At 61.8% G+C, this 16,818-nt stretch carries 18 protein-coding genes; 1 reads left to right on the forward strand and 17 read right to left on the reverse strand.

Going from position 1 to position 16,818, the window contains the following annotated elements; translation table 11 throughout:
- Positions 1-47 precede the first annotated feature (47 nt).
- From CKW06_RS14840 to CKW06_RS14920, 17 genes are all read right to left on the reverse strand, one after another.
- Positions 48-584: a hypothetical protein gene (locus tag CKW06_RS14840; RefSeq protein WP_005410114.1), complete on the reverse strand. Its 537-nt coding sequence runs from the start codon at positions 582-584 to the stop codon at positions 48-50.
- Positions 585-901: 317 nt separating this feature from the next.
- The gene (locus CKW06_RS14845; RefSeq protein WP_005410115.1) at positions 902-1,426 is read right to left on the reverse strand and encodes a DUF4189 domain-containing protein; all 525 of its coding nucleotides are present in this window, start codon (positions 1,424-1,426) and stop codon (positions 902-904) included.
- Positions 1,427-1,765: 339 nt separating this feature from the next.
- Positions 1,766-2,146: a DUF4189 domain-containing protein gene (locus tag CKW06_RS24220; RefSeq protein WP_077684470.1), complete on the reverse strand. Its 381-nt coding sequence runs from the start codon at positions 2,144-2,146 to the stop codon at positions 1,766-1,768.
- Positions 2,147-2,178: 32 nt separating this feature from the next.
- Positions 2,179-2,697, reverse strand: coding sequence for a DUF4189 domain-containing protein (locus tag CKW06_RS14855; RefSeq protein ID WP_043034651.1), 519 nt, complete (start codon positions 2,695-2,697; stop codon positions 2,179-2,181).
- Positions 2,698-2,708: 11 nt separating this feature from the next.
- Entirely contained in the window at positions 2,709-3,866 is a 1,158-nt protein-coding gene (locus CKW06_RS14860; protein WP_012480636.1) for a TrbL/VirB6 family protein, read from the reverse strand.
- A 74-nt stretch (positions 3,867-3,940) separates the two neighbouring features.
- A complete protein-coding gene (locus CKW06_RS14865; RefSeq protein ID WP_024958425.1) occupies positions 3,941-4,768 on the reverse strand; it encodes a hypothetical protein in 828 nt (275 codons plus the stop codon).
- 24 nt (positions 4,769-4,792) lie between these two features.
- The gene (locus CKW06_RS14870; protein WP_024958424.1) at positions 4,793-7,240 is read right to left on the reverse strand and encodes a VirB4 family type IV secretion/conjugal transfer ATPase; all 2,448 of its coding nucleotides are present in this window, start codon (positions 7,238-7,240) and stop codon (positions 4,793-4,795) included.
- An 84-nt stretch (positions 7,241-7,324) separates the two neighbouring features.
- A complete protein-coding gene (locus CKW06_RS14875; RefSeq protein WP_012480639.1) occupies positions 7,325-7,633 on the reverse strand; it encodes a VirB3 family type IV secretion system protein in 309 nt (102 codons plus the stop codon).
- Complete coding sequence (locus CKW06_RS14880; RefSeq protein WP_012480640.1) at positions 7,626-8,045, reverse strand: TrbC/VirB2 family protein; 420 nt, start codon at positions 8,043-8,045, stop codon at positions 7,626-7,628. Before CKW06_RS14880 ends, CKW06_RS14875 begins: the two co-directional genes overlap by 8 nt.
- A gap of 73 nt (positions 8,046-8,118) precedes the next feature.
- Positions 8,119-9,084 (reverse strand): lytic transglycosylase domain-containing protein, encoded by a 966-nt coding sequence (locus CKW06_RS14885; RefSeq protein ID WP_024958422.1) that lies wholly within the window; start codon positions 9,082-9,084, stop codon positions 8,119-8,121.
- A gap of 3 nt (positions 9,085-9,087) precedes the next feature.
- Positions 9,088-10,131 (reverse strand): P-type DNA transfer ATPase VirB11, encoded by a 1,044-nt coding sequence (gene virB11, locus CKW06_RS14890; RefSeq protein WP_012480642.1) that lies wholly within the window; start codon positions 10,129-10,131, stop codon positions 9,088-9,090.
- A 14-nt stretch (positions 10,132-10,145) separates the two neighbouring features.
- Positions 10,146-11,399 carry a TrbI/VirB10 family protein gene (locus CKW06_RS14895; protein WP_012480643.1) on the reverse strand — a complete coding sequence of 418 codons (1,254 nt, stop codon included), beginning with the start codon at positions 11,397-11,399 and terminating at the stop codon, positions 10,146-10,148.
- Positions 11,396-12,175: a TrbG/VirB9 family P-type conjugative transfer protein gene (locus tag CKW06_RS14900; RefSeq protein ID WP_012480644.1), complete on the reverse strand. Its 780-nt coding sequence runs from the start codon at positions 12,173-12,175 to the stop codon at positions 11,396-11,398. Before CKW06_RS14900 ends, CKW06_RS14895 begins: the two co-directional genes overlap by 4 nt.
- The gene (locus CKW06_RS14905) at positions 12,172-13,218 is read right to left on the reverse strand and encodes a VirB8 family type IV secretion system protein (RefSeq protein WP_024958421.1); all 1,047 of its coding nucleotides are present in this window, start codon (positions 13,216-13,218) and stop codon (positions 12,172-12,174) included. Before CKW06_RS14905 ends, CKW06_RS14900 begins: the two co-directional genes overlap by 4 nt.
- Before the next feature lie 89 nt (positions 13,219-13,307).
- Complete coding sequence (locus CKW06_RS14910; RefSeq protein WP_012480646.1) at positions 13,308-13,754, reverse strand: hypothetical protein; 447 nt, start codon at positions 13,752-13,754, stop codon at positions 13,308-13,310.
- 424 nt (positions 13,755-14,178) lie between these two features.
- Entirely contained in the window at positions 14,179-15,858 is a 1,680-nt protein-coding gene (locus CKW06_RS14915; RefSeq protein ID WP_024958420.1) for a type IV secretory system conjugative DNA transfer family protein, read from the reverse strand.
- Between the two features lie 36 nt (positions 15,859-15,894).
- Positions 15,895-16,152, reverse strand: a complete 258-nt coding sequence (locus CKW06_RS14920) for a hypothetical protein (RefSeq protein ID WP_005410128.1) — start codon at positions 16,150-16,152, stop codon at positions 15,895-15,897.
- A 130-nt stretch (positions 16,153-16,282) separates the two neighbouring features.
- On the opposite strand from CKW06_RS14920, the gene CKW06_RS14925 reads away from it, so the two are divergent.
- Positions 16,283-16,702, forward strand: coding sequence for an HD domain-containing protein (locus tag CKW06_RS14925; RefSeq protein WP_005410129.1), 420 nt, complete (start codon positions 16,283-16,285; stop codon positions 16,700-16,702).
- The last annotated feature ends 116 nt before the right edge of the window (positions 16,703-16,818 follow it).

Below are 16,818 nucleotides of genomic sequence, written 5' to 3' on the forward strand. Positions count from 1 at the left end.
CTGAATCTTCATCAGCGCGGATTCCCTTCCGCCGGTTGGAGCTTGGCTCATGGAAGCGACACCTCGGCAACACTGGATGGGTCGAAGTCCTCGAACCTCACCCTGCCCAGCTCCGCCGCCGAGTAATCCCGGATGTTGGTCGCTTCGGTCTCGATATCCACGACCTTGCGTCTCACCCCGTCAACCCAGCAGGCCTTGTCCGCGGGCGCATAGCGGAACCGGTAGGTGCTGCTCCAGCGCTCGCGGCTACCGCCGTTGGTGATCACGCTGAAGGTGCCCTTCTCGACCATTGCATACGCAAAAGGGTCGCCGGCCAGGCCACCTCGGGTGGAACACGGCACCAGCTTGTCGTTGCGCGCGGCCAGCTGCCAGCGCCCGCGCCCATCACCGCGCAGCAACAGCAGCACCCGGTTTGGCCCGTGCTGGCCGGGCACCAGCCCTTCCGGCGTCGGCTGGTCGATGACCAGCAGCTGATACTCGATGCCATCGCCGTTGAGTTCGCCCCTTACGGCTTCCAGCAGGTTCGCACCGGACGGAACAAATGCCAGGGCATCGTCCATGTGCGCGCCAACCCTGTCTTCCATCCCCTCCCACTCCTTCAATGTGGTCATGCCGATACCCGCCTCCCTGCCCAGCCGGAACGCGTTCCGGCTTATCCGCGCCTGCGCGGACAGGAATCATAGCCTTGCGTACGGCAAGACCGCGATGATGGCGAGCGTCACCCGACGCAGGGGCTGACAGCGTCCTCATTGGACGGAAGAACCCCTGCATTCGGCGGCACTGGCGCGTCATTTTCATGACGCGTGGGGAGCTTACCGCGAGGCGTTCTGCCGCGTCGAAGTGCGAGGAAATCGAAAAGCGGAATTGATCACAGAAAACGGGGCTTAGCGTGAATGGCGCCTTACCTGATGAACAGATCCGCCGTGCAGGCCGTTCTGGCGATCCCGCATTGTCCCTGCGGCAGCTGCTTCCATGCCGCCTTCGCGTTGCATTGCTGCATCGCGACAATGACCGCTCCCTGTTCGGACATGGCGGTGGCGACGCTGGTGGTTTCAGTGCCCAGGCCCGCGTGGGCGACCGCCACGCATTGCGCCTGGAACAGGGTCGCCAACGTACATTCGCCTTTCCCGAACTCCTTGCACTCCTTCATGGATGCACGCTTGGCCTTGCCCCGCGAGCGCATCGAGTTGCTGATGAAGGTGTCGCCGCGGGCATCCATCGCCACGCCACGCACGGTCTGCGCCCAGTTGGGGCGATTGTTGTACGGGGAGCCTGAGCTGCTCACCGGAATGGGCGCACAGCCCTGTACACCCTGGCCACCGATGGGATACATGCCCTGCGGGCAATTGCCTTCGGCAAGCGCGGTGAACGGCAGCAGGCCTGCAATCAGCAGGCACGGGAGAAAAGCGAGGTGGATTCGTTTCATGGGGAGACCCATTCCTTTGCTGCCCATTGTGAGGGGTGGGATGACCTGAGCGGACGATCGTTGCCCACTGTCGATGCTGGAGCCAAGAGAACAAACGGAGCTGCGCCCAAACACATGAAGCTTTCCGCCGCCATCGCGAGTTGCGCTGACTACCAGTCCGACAATCCAATCAACGGGTCAGAATGACTCATAGACCGGCTTCGTACAGTCCTCGTATGCAACCTGACACGCCTTTCCATCGGTGTCGACGCACGACTGCTGGGCAAACTTCCGCGCTTCGGCGGAGTCCTTGGCGCTGGCAAAACCGGCGCGGGAAGCCCCGCCCTGGCTATTGGGAACCTACCATGCAACGCACTGGTTTCTATACGTGTAGATGACTCGGCAATCGGAAGCACCGCGCCTACCGTAGTCTGCCAGAGCAAACTGCTCCGCGTTCTCCTTGCTCGGCCGGCCCGTCGCAACACCGGCATCTGCGGTCGCGTCGGACGACGCAATTGCCCCCCACGTCTTATGCCACTGACCCGCAGGCCCGGGTTCGCGGGCAGTTACCCCTGCCCCAGGAATCGGGGCGCACCCACCAACCCCTTGATCGCCGATGGGGTACTGGCCGGACGGGCATCGGCCCTCGGCACTGGCGTTGCTGGCAACAAGTAATGCAGCGAACAGCAGAGCAGAAATCACGAAAGCTGAATCACCACGCAGAGATTTGAAGTCGGCCATTGCCTTGAATCTCCGTGTGATGTCACAACCGATCAGTCTTGCTGGAAGAACGGCTTGGTACAGTCAGAATGGAAAACGGAGCAAGCCTGACTTCCCAAATCCTTGCAGTCCTTGATTGCCCGCTCCTGCGCCTGTTCTTTCGTCGCCCCGGTGTTGAATCTCATGCCATTGTCCGGTCGTGCAGCCCGGACAACCGCATAGCACTGGTTGTAGTAGGTAAAAACGACTGTGCAGTCGGTAGCTCCGCCCTGCCGGCATCGCTCGACCGCTTGGCGCTCTGCCGAAGCCTTGGCCTGATGCCCAGTGGCCGAACCTGCATCTCCTCCAGGCGAGCTGGCGACAGCACCCCATGTCTTGACCCAGTACCCGGGATTCTCCTGCGGGGCGCTCTGAGCCGCGCCGGGTATGGGTGCGCAGCCACCAACGCCTTGGTCGCCAATCGGGTACTGACCCGGAGGGCAGCGCCCTTCAGCGAACGCCGAACTGACGTGCACAGAGCCCAGTAGGATCAGGGACAAGCACAGATGCTTTAGAGAGGCGCTTACGTTCATCAACTGAATCTCTAGTTTCCATGACTCGGATTTGCCGCACCACGCTGACCGGGAACCGCTGAACCCGGGCCTCCGGTTCCATCAAACATCTTCCCCATCGCCGACTGCTGACCATGGGAGTTTGAGCCAGAAGACGACTCCGGAGCCGCCGGCGGCGGAGCCGACATGCCCGGCGGACGACCATCGGCACTCGGCGAGGCACTTGCACCACCGCCTATCTGCGAATATGCCATGAAGGTGCCCAGGGTACCCTGGAAGAACATCGCTGCCATTGGGGGTGTAGTCAGGATCAACGCGGTGAGGATCAGGCCCATGCCTCCCTGCTGCATTGCCTGGCTGGTCATGCCGTCGGACATGCTTTCCTTGAGGATGAATTCCTGCACCAGCGCTGTGGTCCAGAAAGTGGCCGCCACACGTACCACCATGTCCAGTGCGATGGAAACCATCGCTGCAAGTACGGCCATGGAGAACATCGTGCCAATGCCGTAGAACAGCCAACGTTGGAACAACTGCTTGGTCTGGTCGAACAACAGGCAGAGGATGAACAGGGGGCCAAAGCCGATGAACAGCGCCATGGCGATTTCATACAGCATCAGCATCGCACCAGCGGTGATGGCTGGACCTGCGGTGCCCATGCCGATGAAGAACAGTGCCCGCTTCTTGTCCTCCAGCAGCTCCCCGTCATTCATGATCTGGATGGCGTCGATACTGGAAAGCGCCACCTGCATCCATGCCAGGCTCTTGTCGATCTGAGCTTCGGGTGACTCGTTCGAGCCTGTCACGACCTTCGTGATTTCTGCCTTGACGTCGTGGGTGAGGAAGCTCTGAAGGTTGGTGCCGAAAGCGCCCATCGTGGTGGCCGCGCTGACGATCAACGCCGCACGCGCCATATTGGTCACCAGCACCATCATTGAGTCCCGGCTGCGGCCGGTCACGATGCGGAAGCCCTGCACCAGCACCCACAGGGTCATGAGCGTGAGGGCGATGCCGCCGACCCACTGCATCATTTCCCCCATCATGTCGATGCCGAACTTGTTTATCTTGCTTCGCAGGAAGTCGAAGATGAACTTGAAGAACACGAAATCCCCGATCGATTGGACACGTGCAACGTGCCCCATCAAATCCTGGAATCCGCCATTGAAATCAAAATTGGCAATCGACCTGATCATTTCCGCAATCCCTTGATGTATCCCTACCGGACAACCTCGTGGAGCGGGTGCCTATGCACCTGCCCCAAGCGGCGTCAGTCGACGTGCAAAGCGCGTTCCAATGCGGCCGTCTTGACCAGCTGCGAGATGACGCCCGGCTTGCCCTTCAATGCCACGCGCGCCAGCACGCGCTGATTGGCCATCATTGACTCCTGATAGGCGTCGTAGGACCGCATGCGCGCCTCCCACTCCTGCTGCAGCTTGGAAATATCGTTTGCCGTACGCAGGGAGTCACTGTTCACGGCCGAAAGAGTTCCCGCAAGATTGCCATCGGCGCCGCCTCGCCAGCCCATGATCTCAGACAACGACGCGTTGATGCTGGGAATGGTCTTCTCGATGAAATCCACCGTCTCGTTGCGCTTCCGGTTTTCCATCATCTGGATGTTGACGCACAGCTGCTGCTGCTGCGCGTAGAGATCACCGGAGGTATCCAGCACAAACTTCTTCAGCAGGCTGCCAGCGCTGAAGCCCGCCGACGTACGGCAGAGGTCGGCGACCATATAGTCGTCTGGAACCCGCTCCAATGTGGCGCCTGGCGGCAAGCCGAAGTTGTTGATCATGCCCTGGATCTGGACAAGCGCATTTTGGTACTCCTGGAACGTCCTTCTCCACCGAGTTACCTGAGCCGCGTACTCCAGCCCGTCAGCCTTCATTTGCGCCTTCCCTTGGGCAAAGTCCTTCAGTGCCTGCATGAGATTACTGAGGTCGAAGACAGGGTAACCACCGGCCGAAACCGACGTGGTGGAGAACATGACCATGCTCCCCAGCAGGATGGCTGCCAGGCGCTTCTGACGCAGACCGCGGTGGCGCTTGTGATTTCGGGATGTCATGCTCATGTTCTTCTCCAGGGGAATGGATTTCATTCGGCGCTGTCTGATCCAGGGCTTTCAAGCCGCATCGGTTTCGGCAGAGGCCTTGGCTTTACCAGAGCCCTTTCGGTTCTTGTAGAAGTCCTCCAGCCACTGTTCCGGCGTGAGTTCGTCCACGGTGATCCGATTGCGGACTGCAGCCGTCTGCAGCACCCGATGCATGATGTCGATGTTGTCGGTCGAGGCCGAGATCACCGACAGGATGTCGTCCATGCCACGCAGGTTGAGCTGGCAGACACTGGAAGCATGGCCCTGCTTGACCAGGAAGCAGCGCGAGCGCTCGTCCAGTGCCGTGACCACCTTGAACTCCGCCTCGGTCAACTTCAGGCCATCCATGTAGTCGCTCTTGCTGGCGTTCGGGTTCGGCAGCAGGATGAGCGTGGCGGTCTGCTCGATCAGGGCAGCGGAGATATCACTCTTCAGCGCGTCTTCCGGGCTCTGCGTGGCGAAGATGCCCAGGCCGTTCTGCTTACGGATGGTCTTCTGCTTGTTCTTCGCGAACTCCTTCAGGCCACCCTCGCCGTCCAGGATCTTCCAGAATTCGTCCATCACATAGATCAGCGGTCGACCGTCGATCAGCGATTCCAGGCGGTGCAGCAGGTAATTGATGACCGGCACGCGCACTTCGGGATTGTCGATGATGTCGGTGTAGTCGAAGCCGATGATGTTGGCCTTGCTCAGATCCACCGTATCGATCGGATTGTCGAAGACCCAACCCAGCGAATTGCCCGAAGTCCAACGGCGCATGCGCGCATAGAGGCCGTCGTCGCCCATGTTGGGCAGGCTCTTCTGGAAGTTGGTCATGCTGCGCAGATGCATCGGCGTATCGAGCATGCTCTCCACCGCACGGTAGATGTCCTCTTCCTCGCGGGCGCTGTACTCGCGCTTGCCGGCCAGCACCTTGATCAGGTCGGCCAGGAACTGCACGTTCGCTTCGTTGTTCTCGCACTGGAACGGGTTGAAGCCAGTCGGCGCACCGTTCTCCAGGGCCAGATAATTGCCACCGCAGGCACGCACGAAGATCTCCGCACCACGGTCCTTGTCGAAGAAGAAGATGGTCGGTGACGGCTCGTACTTCTGAACCTGGCTGAGCAGGAAGTTGATCAGCGCGGTCTTGCCGGTACCGGACTTGCCGATCACCATGGTGTTGGCGATCGCCTTCTCACCCAGCGAATTCTCGGATGGATGGGTGGCATGGAAATTGAAGTAATACGGCTGACCGTTGGTGGTCTGCAGCGTGGTCACGCAGTCGCCCCACGGGTTGTTGTGCTGCTTGCCGGTGGCGAAGTTGTGCAGCGGCGACAGGCCGAGGAAATTCAGCGAGCTGACGTTGGCCAGCCGCGTGCGGAAGCGCCAGTTGGCCGGCAGCTGCGAATAGAACGACGAGGTGACTGCCAGATCCTCCTTGGTCGACACGAAACCGGCGTTGGACAGCTCGGCACGGGTCGAGGCCACGTTCTGCGACAGCTTCGCCTGGCTGTCGCCATACACCGCGATGATGAAGTGGTATTCGCCCAGCACGAAGTTGCCTGACGACAGATGATCCATCGCCTGGTCGAGTTCGACGATCTGACTGACCGCCTTGTCGCCCGACGAGATCATCATGCCCTTGGTCCGGTCCAGCACCTTCAATGCGTCCTGGCGCCCCATCGGGCTGAACGAATGGGTGATGACGTACTCGTAGTCCAGATACTTCAGACCATTGAGGATGCCCGGATAGGTCCCCTCGGCATATTCCTTGATATTCAGGATCGCGCCGAAATGATTGACGCCATTGGGCGTATTGATCACGAAATCGCCGGTCTTGGCCGAGAACATATGACGGCTGACCGGAAGATAGTCTTTCACAGGCGCCGACAGCACCGGTACCGGCTCATCGATGCGGTTGATCAGGTAGCCGAACAGCTCAAGCGTTTCGGAAAACACCACGCCGTTCTTGGCTTCGTACATACCGAGCCGGTAAGGCGCGTAGTCGCGGATCACAGCCTCGACGTTGCCGGCGAGCTCCATCAGCTTCTCGACGGCCTGCTCCTGCTCGGCGCGCAGCTTGTCCACGTTCGCGGACTTCTCCACGAAGCGCTTTCCCGCCACCACCGGGCGATAGATCATCGTCAGGTACAGCTCGTTCTGCATGATGCGCTGGGAGGACAGCATGCCCATGTACTGGTCGGACACATCCTGGTTGAAGCGCTGCTTGTAGTAGCTCTTTCCCTTCAGGGTGCGACGGCGCCGGATGTCATGCACCCAGAAGGCAACGTTGACGAAATCCGGCGCGCGCAGCGTCTGCAGCAACCGGTTGAAGGTGTTGTGCCGATGCTCAAGCTCCCATTCTTCGCGCCCCACGAACGGCAGCCCTTCCAGGTGCCACGTCAACAGGTAGTCGCCGCCCGTGGTCTTCACCACATTCGGAGCCACGTGCGACGACAAGGGGATGAATTCGCTGATGGAGGTATCTGGGTTGAACATACGACTGCTTCCAAAAGGTACTGCCGACAAAGATGCGGAGTTGGCCAGGCGGGCGCTCAACGCCCGCCTGGCCGGATCCAGCCCTCAATCCCTGGGGGCTGGCTTGTTGCGGTAGTGATTCGGGTTGAACACCCACATGCCATCATGCTCCTGCACGTTGCGCACCTTGAGCTTGAACATCAGGCGCAGGCCCAGCAGGCGGAAGATCATCTCGTCACGCTTGGCCATCTGCCGCATGATGAAGATGGCCACCGGGATGGTCAGCAGAAACCAGAAGTTCGTGTACATGCTCAGCAGCAACAACCCACCCGCCACCATGAAAAATGGCAGGTAGGGAACGCCCAGGAACATCGCTGGGCGCGTGCATCCCCGGAACAGGACGTTCTTATGCACTGTAGTACTGGACGGCGTGCTTGATCATTTCAAACGCCATGCCAGCGCCGTCGCCACCACCGACCTTTTCGCAGCTGCCAGCCTCCTTGCCGAGCAGCATGCGCGCGATCTGGCCTGCCGCGCCGATCAGCACACCGCCGATGAGGATCGGGGCCACGTCACCGATGCGCTTGTGGGCAAACGCAATCTGGTAACCGGCGAAGATCACGGCGATCGTGACCACGGCGATCGAGGCCATGTTCAGCAGACCGTTGATGTTGGAGAAGAAGCCGCAGACCTTGCCATCGGTACCACCGAAGTCAGTGCCGGCCAGGGCCTGGGGAGCGAACACAGCACCGGCGAATGCGACGGCCATCAGCATGGTCTTCAGCGTGCGCTGGGCCTGGACGAGGTCGAGATTGAATCGCTTCATGGATTGATTTCCTTGTTGATGGACTAACACAACTGAATCGACCAGCCGGGGGACCGGTCGCACCACGACTTCGTCAGAACACGAAGGCCGCATCCCCTGCGGGAATCTGCTGCACCGGCGCACGGGGCGCCGGTGCGTTGTAGAAATTCTGGGTGTCCGCTGCCGGCGCGTTACGCTCATTCCACGGGCGCAGCATCACCGGCGCGTTCGCCCCGGCAGCCATCCCGGGAAGCTGTTGCGGCATGGCGGCCCCGCCCTGCGCCGCACCAGGCTGCTGATACGGCTGTGGAGCCTGCTGCGGCATGTCGTTTCCACCCTGTGCCTGTGGCTGCATCATTCGATCGACCGAGCCCAGCACCACGCGCGATACCGCCTGGTCGGCGATGTTCAGCAGGCTGCCGCGGGCCATCGCACCGGTGGATGGGTAAACGGTGTAGGCCCGGGCCGGGTCATTGGACGGCACGTACACCGGCGCGCTGGCCTGGGCGACGATGCGTGCCTGGGCCGGCGAGGCCGTCTGCGGATGATGTTCGACCCTGACCACCCGACGCTCGCCGCGGCTGACCACGTCAATCGGCGCGACGCCGTTGCTTGCGACCTGCTGACCGCGGCGGATCGAGTCATAGATCTTCTGCACGTACCCGTGACGGAAGCCGGTCTCGAAGTTGCCCGAGTAGTAGCAGCTGAACGACTTGCCCCAGTCACCACCGGAGCGCTTGTAGCAATCGGCGAGGATGCGCGAACCAGCCTGCAGGTTCGGGCACTGCTGGAAGGCCTTCTCGTAGGAATCCAGCCCGTACTTGCCCAGGTTGTAACGGTTGACCTGGGCCAGGCCAATGGAGAAGTTGTAGCCCTTCTCCTCCAGCATGCGAACGGTGGCCAGCGCCTCGTCGAGGGCCTTGGGCTGGCGCACCAGGGCGCCGCCGACCACGCCGATGGCATAGGGGTTGCGCGACGATTCCACGTTGATGACGTGCTGCATCACGTCCATCGAGACGGCCATTTCCGGGCACGCCATCATTTCCAGTCCTGGCAGCATTGGTCAGCCCTCCTGCCCCTGGGCACGCCCAGGATTGAAGTCGATGCCGGTGATGTAGCGCGAGCCGGCATGCGCCTTGATATGCACGACGATGTCGATGGTCATCATCAACAGTCGCTTGATCACGTTGAACTCCAGGCCCGAACCCTCGGCCGAGGCCTTCACCATCAGCGCCAGCTGATCCCAGGTCTGCTCCGGGCTACCGGCATGGCAACTGGTGATCGAGCCCGGGTGGCCCGATGCGCAGTTGCGGATGAAGTAGAACGCCTCGTCACCGCGCAGCTCGGCCAGGATGATGCGTTCTGGCTTCATGCGCAGGCAGGCTTCCATGCAACTCTTTGCGCTGACATTGCTGGTGCTCTGCCCGCCCTTGGAGTACAGCAGGTGCACCACATTGGGTTGGGTCAGAAACAGCTCGCGTGCGTCCTCGATCGTGACCAGGCGCTCGTTGTCCGGGATATGATTGACCAGCGCTTTCATGAAGGTGGTCTTGCCGCTACCGGTCGCACCGGAGACCACGATGTTCTTGCGGTACATCACCGCACGACGGAAGAACTCTGCGTACTCGCGCTGCTGGCGCAGTTCCAGCAGCTCGCGGTCCTGCTCGCTCAGACTGCCATCCTGTTCCAGGATCTGGTTGAAGAAACCATCCTCGTGGTACTGGGTGAGCGACTTGGTGTGCTTGGACGGCAGGCGGATCGTGATCGAAACCTTGCCGGCATCACAGGCAGGTGGAATCACGAACTGCGCACGCTGGCCGGTGGGGAACGTGAGCGACACCACCGGATCGGCATCGGTGATGCGCTGGCCGGTGTTGCTTTCGTTCACTACGGCGGTGCAGAACTGCCGGGCCCGCTCGAAGGTCAGGCCCGGCACGTCCACCCGCTGCCACCCGGCCCGGGTTTCCAGGTACAGCTCACCGGGACGGTTGATGCAGATTTCCGTCACTTCCGGGGATGTCATGTACTCGGCGATGCCCAGCACTTCGTACTGATAGCGCAGGAAATCGCTGGAAACGAGGGCGAGGGGTGACACTTCGGCGTCCATGGTTGTTCTTCGGGTTACCGGCGCGGGTTGAGCACGTTGGTGAAGTCAACGTCCTTGGCGACGTAGACGTTCACGATGGTGCCCTGGTTGATGGTGACAGTCGGCGGGCGATTCGAACTGGTGAGGGCTTCGTTGGCGAGACGCTCCATCGTGCGCGCGGTGGCGCTTTCATAGGGCGAACGAACGGCGAAACCATTGCTGGAAACCGTCGTCGACTCTGGGCCATGCTCGGCTGCGGCGTACTTGAAGGCGTCGGCGATCAGGCTGATCATCAACGCCGACGCAATGCGACTACCCCAGTGCGCGCTGTACTGGCCGGGATGACCAGCACCACCCAGCTGATCCACGCCCGGGCTGGACATGGCCACGTCGATGCCATTGGGCGTGGTGATGCGATCCCAGATCACTTCCACGCGCTTGCCCTTGGGACCGCCACCGTACGCACCATAGATCTTGGACCCCTTGGGCAGCAGCAGGCTGCGGCCGTTGATCGAGTAGACCGGCTCGGTCAACAGGCACGACGTATAACCTGCAAGATCGGTGATGATGCGGGTCTCGAGTACACAACGCAGATAGGTGCCACGCACCAGCAGCGCGTCGGGGCTCCGGATGTAGGAAGCATTGGACACATCCTCCACATCAGGCCCGCGGCGCACCTTGGCCGGCGGAGCATTGCCGTTCTGCGCCTGCAGCGCAGCCAACGTGGCCTGCATGTAGGGATCGTCGTTGTCCCCTGCTGCGGCCTGGCCGCCAGCGTCGCCCGTGCCCACGCCTGCGCCACCACTACCGGCAATGCGGCGATCCAGCAGACTCGGGCCACGCTCGACCTCGCGCTCGGGTTCGGCACGAGGAATGAACGTCGGGCCCATCGTTTCCTGCGGCGGTGGCGGCAGCATCGGAATGGGCTCGGCGGCTTCCCGGGCAGCCTCGCGAATCGCGGAGGGTGCAATGATCGGCAGGTCGGGGGTGCTCGAACGTGCAACCTGCGGCGGCGCCTTGGCTTCTTCAGCGTCTTCCTTGCCCTTGCGCAGCAGCAGGAAGCCCATGGCCAGCAACAACACCAGGATGCCGCCGAGGAACAACAGCGCCTTGCGGTTCAAGCGCTGCTCTTCCGCAGAGCGAAGCTGTGGGGCACTGGCATCCAGATCCGGCGCCGCCTCTGCCTGCGCGTGCCCGTAGTAGGGGTTCGCCGATGGCTCCTGAGCCGCAGGCCCCTGTCCGTACGGAGACGGATTCGGATCGTTTTCGGGAGTGTTCTGCTGGCTCATTTCTTCACGTTCCTTCGCAGGCCGACGACGAAGTCGCCGTGGCGGATGACCAGGTACGGGTACGTCCCGTGCACGATCAGCGTATTGCCTTCAACCGTGGTGTTGACCACGAAATCCTCGCCATACTCCTTCTCGCGACCGAATACGGCCGGGAAGATACCGGTCTTGTACTCGGGCGAGTTGGGCAGTTTCAGATAGGTGAAACGGCCATCGTCGTAGGCGTTGACCGGGACCAGCCATCCCATCTTCTTGGCCTTGCTGGTCGAATAGGAGTAGTTGAAGTTGTATTGGCGATCCTTGGCCAGCTCGGTACTGAGCAGCGGCTGCGCCTCCTCCTCGACCGCCGACTGGGCAGGGCCGAACACAGTGTCATTCGGATAGACGAATGCGATCTTGTACTGCACGCCGGCGCGACGGGCCTGCTCAAGCTGGCGCCAGTCGGTGGCAACGACCTTCAGCTCGAAAATGTACGAATGGGTCTCGGTACGCACCATCATGTTGGTGTCGACGTCGACGTTCTTCGGCTTGAGATAGAACACGTTCTCGCGACGGGTGAGTTCCCAGCCGCTGCTGAAGCCGGTGCTGTAGTCGAGGATCTTCTCGTTCGGGCTCAGCTCGATCTGGGTGGTGAGGCCCAGGCCGGTGCGAACCGGGTAGATGCGGTCCTTCTCATACTCGTAGTGGTCAACTGCCTGTGCCATCGCCGCGCTGGAAAACACCAGCGACAGCAACGACAGCAGCGCCCACGCGCTTCCCCTGATTTTTCGACTACTCATCGGTTGCTTGCTCCATCAGCATTTCCGGTGGAATGGTTCGGTGCCGGCATCATTGCCGGCTGTCCCGGCGCGCCCTGCCCCGGCATCGGCTGCCCCTGGACCGGCTGCCCCTGCATGGGCGCACCCTGCATCGGCTGCATCTGCCCATTGGCCGGCACTGCGACAGGCTGACCGGTGGCGGGATCGATCATGGTGGCAGCGGCCGGATTGTTCGGAACGTACATGCCCTGCGCCTGCTGCGCGGCGAGCTGTGCCTGTTGCGCGGCATCCTGGGCCTGCTGCTGCATGGCACCGTCATCCGGCACGGGCACGCCGCGCGCATAGTCGTTGTCGACACGGTACTCCGTGACCTGGAACGCCAATGGGTTGAGCACGCGGTCCTGTTCGGAGAGCGCCAGATTCTGGTTGTACTGGAAGCGCATGGTGACCAGCTGGTTGTCCAGATAGGTCGACACACCGCTGCGCTTGTCGAGCAGGCTGCGCTGGATGCGCACGGACGCGCCACGGAAGCTGCCGTTCGCCTGCACGCCCAGCGGGGTGATGCTGAGGATCTTGACCCTGATCGCCTTGCCCCGGCCGTACATCACGAACGGATTCTGCGGATTGTTGCTGGCATAGCGCTGCTTCATGCTTGCGGCCACGGCATCACTGGACATGACGAACACCAGCTCCCAGTCGCGCAACCCCATCACCGCGGAGTCGTACGACTCGCGCGCCAGCACGTACTGGGCGACATTGCTGCGGTTGACCGCTTCACTGGAGGTGATCGTCTCGCCCTGGAACGTGCCCCTCAGGCGCGCCACCGTGGCGGTACCCGTGTAGGCATCAGCCATCACCAGGAACGGCACCTTCTCCTTCAGCGGCAGCATGTAGTAGTAGCCGCCAGCCAGTGCCAGCGACATCAGCAATGAGCCGGTGGCGACCCACCAGGCGCGGCGCTCACTGCGACGCGCCATGTCGGCCACGGTGATCTCGTAGCTGACCGCCTTGGCGACCGACTGCTCGACCTTGGGACTATTGCCGGGATCCTTCTTGCGGAACATGGATTCTTCCGTACTGCTGAAACATCAATGGGCGTGGCACCCCTGCGACAGGCGCGGGGAGCGGCACGTTCGATGATTTCGAGGTGGACTCAGGTGCCGCTGTTGGAATCAGCGCCCTGTGCCGACGCGGTCGGCGTCGAACCAGCGCTCTGCACAACGATCTGGTTGCCAACGATGGAGACGGAGATGCCCTGCGCTGCATAGGCCGCCGTCAGATCGATCACGGCCTGCTGAGCGTTGGTGGTGTCGATGTTGGAAACCGCGCCGTACAGGGTGAAGTCCGAGCTCAGGCGGTAATCCAGCGTGCGTCCGGAATCCTTGGCCCAGCGCTCGAGCATGGCTTTGAGCGTGCCATCCATCGGCGAGGCCTGGTAGACGTAGCTGGAGTACAGCGGGATCTCGGTGGTTGCCGCAGCAAAGCGGTTCACCGGCTTCCAGCGGCCTCCGAAATCGGGAGCGGACTTGGTGGCGCAACCGGCCACCATCAACGCCGCCACTGCGGCGATGGACATTTTCGCGATAAACGCCTGATTCATACGGGCTTCACTTTGACGTACGAAAAAGCAGTCCCGAGCATTGGTCCCCTGGTCGTCCGGCGCTGCGTCGCGCACGCCGGAATCGGAGCGACGCACTGACTGGCAGCACACCCACTCCGGCTCCCCTGCAGCCAACGGCTGCCAACCAAGTCGCGGGGCCGCCAGACACTCCCGGCGACACACCCGCATACCTCACCAACGTCGAAACCATCCATGTTTCATGGCACAAACTCCTGGCCACCCTGCTCTACAACATCTGCCATCCATCACACATTTCTGAACGGCATGCACAGGGTCGCACAACCACGCGTCAATTCCATGTCAGACAAGTCTGAAAATCTATGAACAAATGCCGAATTCTTGACTCAACTCACGTTTTCACGTCAGTGAATATGAATCTACGTCACAAATTTAACGACGTGAATTAGACGTTAAGCATGGGAACGTCGACTTTCGGCAGCAGCCGCGAGGTGAAGTAGCGATCCTTGTAGTAGCGGATCTTGTCGCATTTCACCGGATGCGGTATGCCCTCGTACAGGAACACTTCCTTGTCCGGCCCCATCGCCTTCAGCTCCTGCGGCAGCATCAGTGCCCGCCGCTCCTCGGTGAAGCTGTGGGTCTTCTCGCGGGCGTGCGTGACGTTCTTCTTGCGGATGGTGGTGTAGCCCAGCATGTCCGAATAGTCGTTGGCGTCCTGCTGCTCGCGCGGCGCGTACAGGATCTGCAGCGCGTGGTTGGTGATGATCGTGCGCGAGACTTCCCGGCCGTAGGTGGCATCGAGCTGGGACATGCTCTGGATGATCGGCAGCAGGCGGATGTTGTAACCGGCCATGTAGGACACCGCCGAGGCGATGATCTCGACCTTGCCGATCGAGGTGAATTCGTCCATCAGCAGCAGGCACTGGTACTTCAGGTCCGGGTTGGACTTGGGCAGTTCCTTGGTGTTGAGGTTGATCAGCTGGCTGAAGAACAGGTTGATGATCAGCCGGCTCTCGGCCAGCTTGTTCGGCTGGATGCCGATGTAGATGGTCATCTTCTTCTTGCGCACGTCGGTCAGCAGGAAGTCGTTGCTGCTGGTGGCCTTGTCCAGCACCGGGTTGATCCAGGGATTGAGCGGTTCCTTGAAGGTGCCCAGGATCGAGGCGAAGGTCTCGTCGGCCTGGGACAGCATGTTGGCGAACGCCGATCGCGCGTTGCCACTGAGGAACGAACGCTCCGACAAGGCCTTGAGGTACTTCTTCAGATCGGTGCCATCGCCGGATGACAACCGGTAGACAGAACCCAGCGTCGGCGTGCCCGAGCCGCCCGGGAAGCCGCTGCTGCGCTCGTCGTCCCAGTTTTCGAACAGATACAGGGTGAAGGCCATGAACGCGTTGCGCGCCTGGCTGACCCAGAACTTCTGGTCCTCGGCGCCGTCCGGATACAGCATCGCGGCGATGCTCATCAGGTCCGACACCCGGAATGCCGGATCATCGGAGACATAGCTGAGCGGGTTCCAGCGGTGCGTGCGCCGATCCTCGGCGAAGGGATTGAACAGGTAGATCTCCTGGCCCTGGCTGGCGCGCCAGCCGCTGGTCAGGTCGAAGTTCTCCTGCTTGATGTCCAGCACCACCAGCGATTCGCCGTATTCCAGCAGGTTCGGGATGACCACGCCCACGCCCTTGCCTGAACGGGTGGGTGCCGCAAGAATCACGAACTGCTGGCCATCCAGCCGCACCAGTTTGCCGCCATGGCTGCCGACCACGATGCTCTGGCCGGTCTTCTTGAACATGCCATGCCTGGACAGGTCGGCGCCGGTGGCGAAACGCGCGTCGCCATGCAGCGAGCGCTTGTCCTTCTTCAGCAGCAGCACCAGACCGGTCACCAGCAGGACCAGCAGCGGCAAGCCGAAGCCCACGTAGCCGGCCCACTTGATCTTGCCCACGAACGTCGCAACCTGCGGTTGGCCGATGGCGTGGTAGTACTGGTAGTACGTGTTCCAGGTGAACAGCTTGGTGTCCAACCCCAGGAACAACAGGGTCAGGTAGCCGGAAAACGCGAAACCAAGCAGCAGGGTCGCCAGCGTGACGATGGCGATGAGCAGATACTTCTTACTGGGCAACACCCGAATCCTCCATGATGCGCACGAGGGCGCGACGGCCTAGCGGCGGCGCCAGCGCGACGCCTTCTTCCGCAGGTTGTTTTCGTTCTCCAGCCCGGGCTCTTCGCCCTCTTCACGCACCCGCTGCAACAGCAGTTGGCGCGCTTCGGCCAGTGATACCAGGTCGGTCAGACGATCCCCATCGTCGGCGACGACCGCATGGCCGACCACATCGCCCGGAGCGTACACCGGCTCGTAGGACACTGCTACCAGCTGATAGCGGCCACGGGTTTCCAGCACATGCCTGAATTCCTGCATCGCATTCCTCCTTGTCGGGGCAACACTGCGTCCCCTGCCCCGCCATGATGCCCATCGCAGTGTCATCGGCGTATGCACAAGCGCTACGGTTTCTGCGCGAAACTGTCTGCGGATATCCAAGGAGACTGCAATGGACTGGGTAGCACTTGCACGCACGCTGGCCACCGAGGCCCACGCGGGCCAGACGGACAAGGCCGGCCAGCCTTACATCTGCCATGTGGCGCGGGTGGCGGCCGCGGTGCGCGGCGACGATGACGCCGAAGTGGTGGCCTGGCTGCATGACGTAGCCGAAGACTGCCCGGCGTTTGCCGCACGGATCGAGGTCTTTCCCGCCCCGCTGCGCGAGGCGGTGCACCTGCTCAACCGCGACGCGGCCCCCGACGCGGACAGCTACTACGCGCGCATTGCCGCCCACCCGCTGGCACTGAAGGTGAAGCAGGCCGATCTGGATGACAACGCCGATCCGCAGCGCCTGGCGATGCTCGACGCGGCGACGGCCGGGCGCCTGCGCGGCAAGTATGCGCACGCCCGGGCAGCGCTGGGCATCTGATCGCGCCGCGCGGTGGCCGGTGGCCGGTGGGCGAACGTGTCACCGATCAAACGCTGATTTACCCTGAGTGCTGCTGCCCTTGTTGCGGTGCAGCAGTACAATGACCGGCTCCCCGC

The organism is Stenotrophomonas maltophilia, from assembly GCF_900186865.1.
In the GTDB taxonomy this organism is placed as follows: Bacteria; Pseudomonadota; Gammaproteobacteria; order Xanthomonadales; family Xanthomonadaceae; genus Stenotrophomonas; species Stenotrophomonas maltophilia.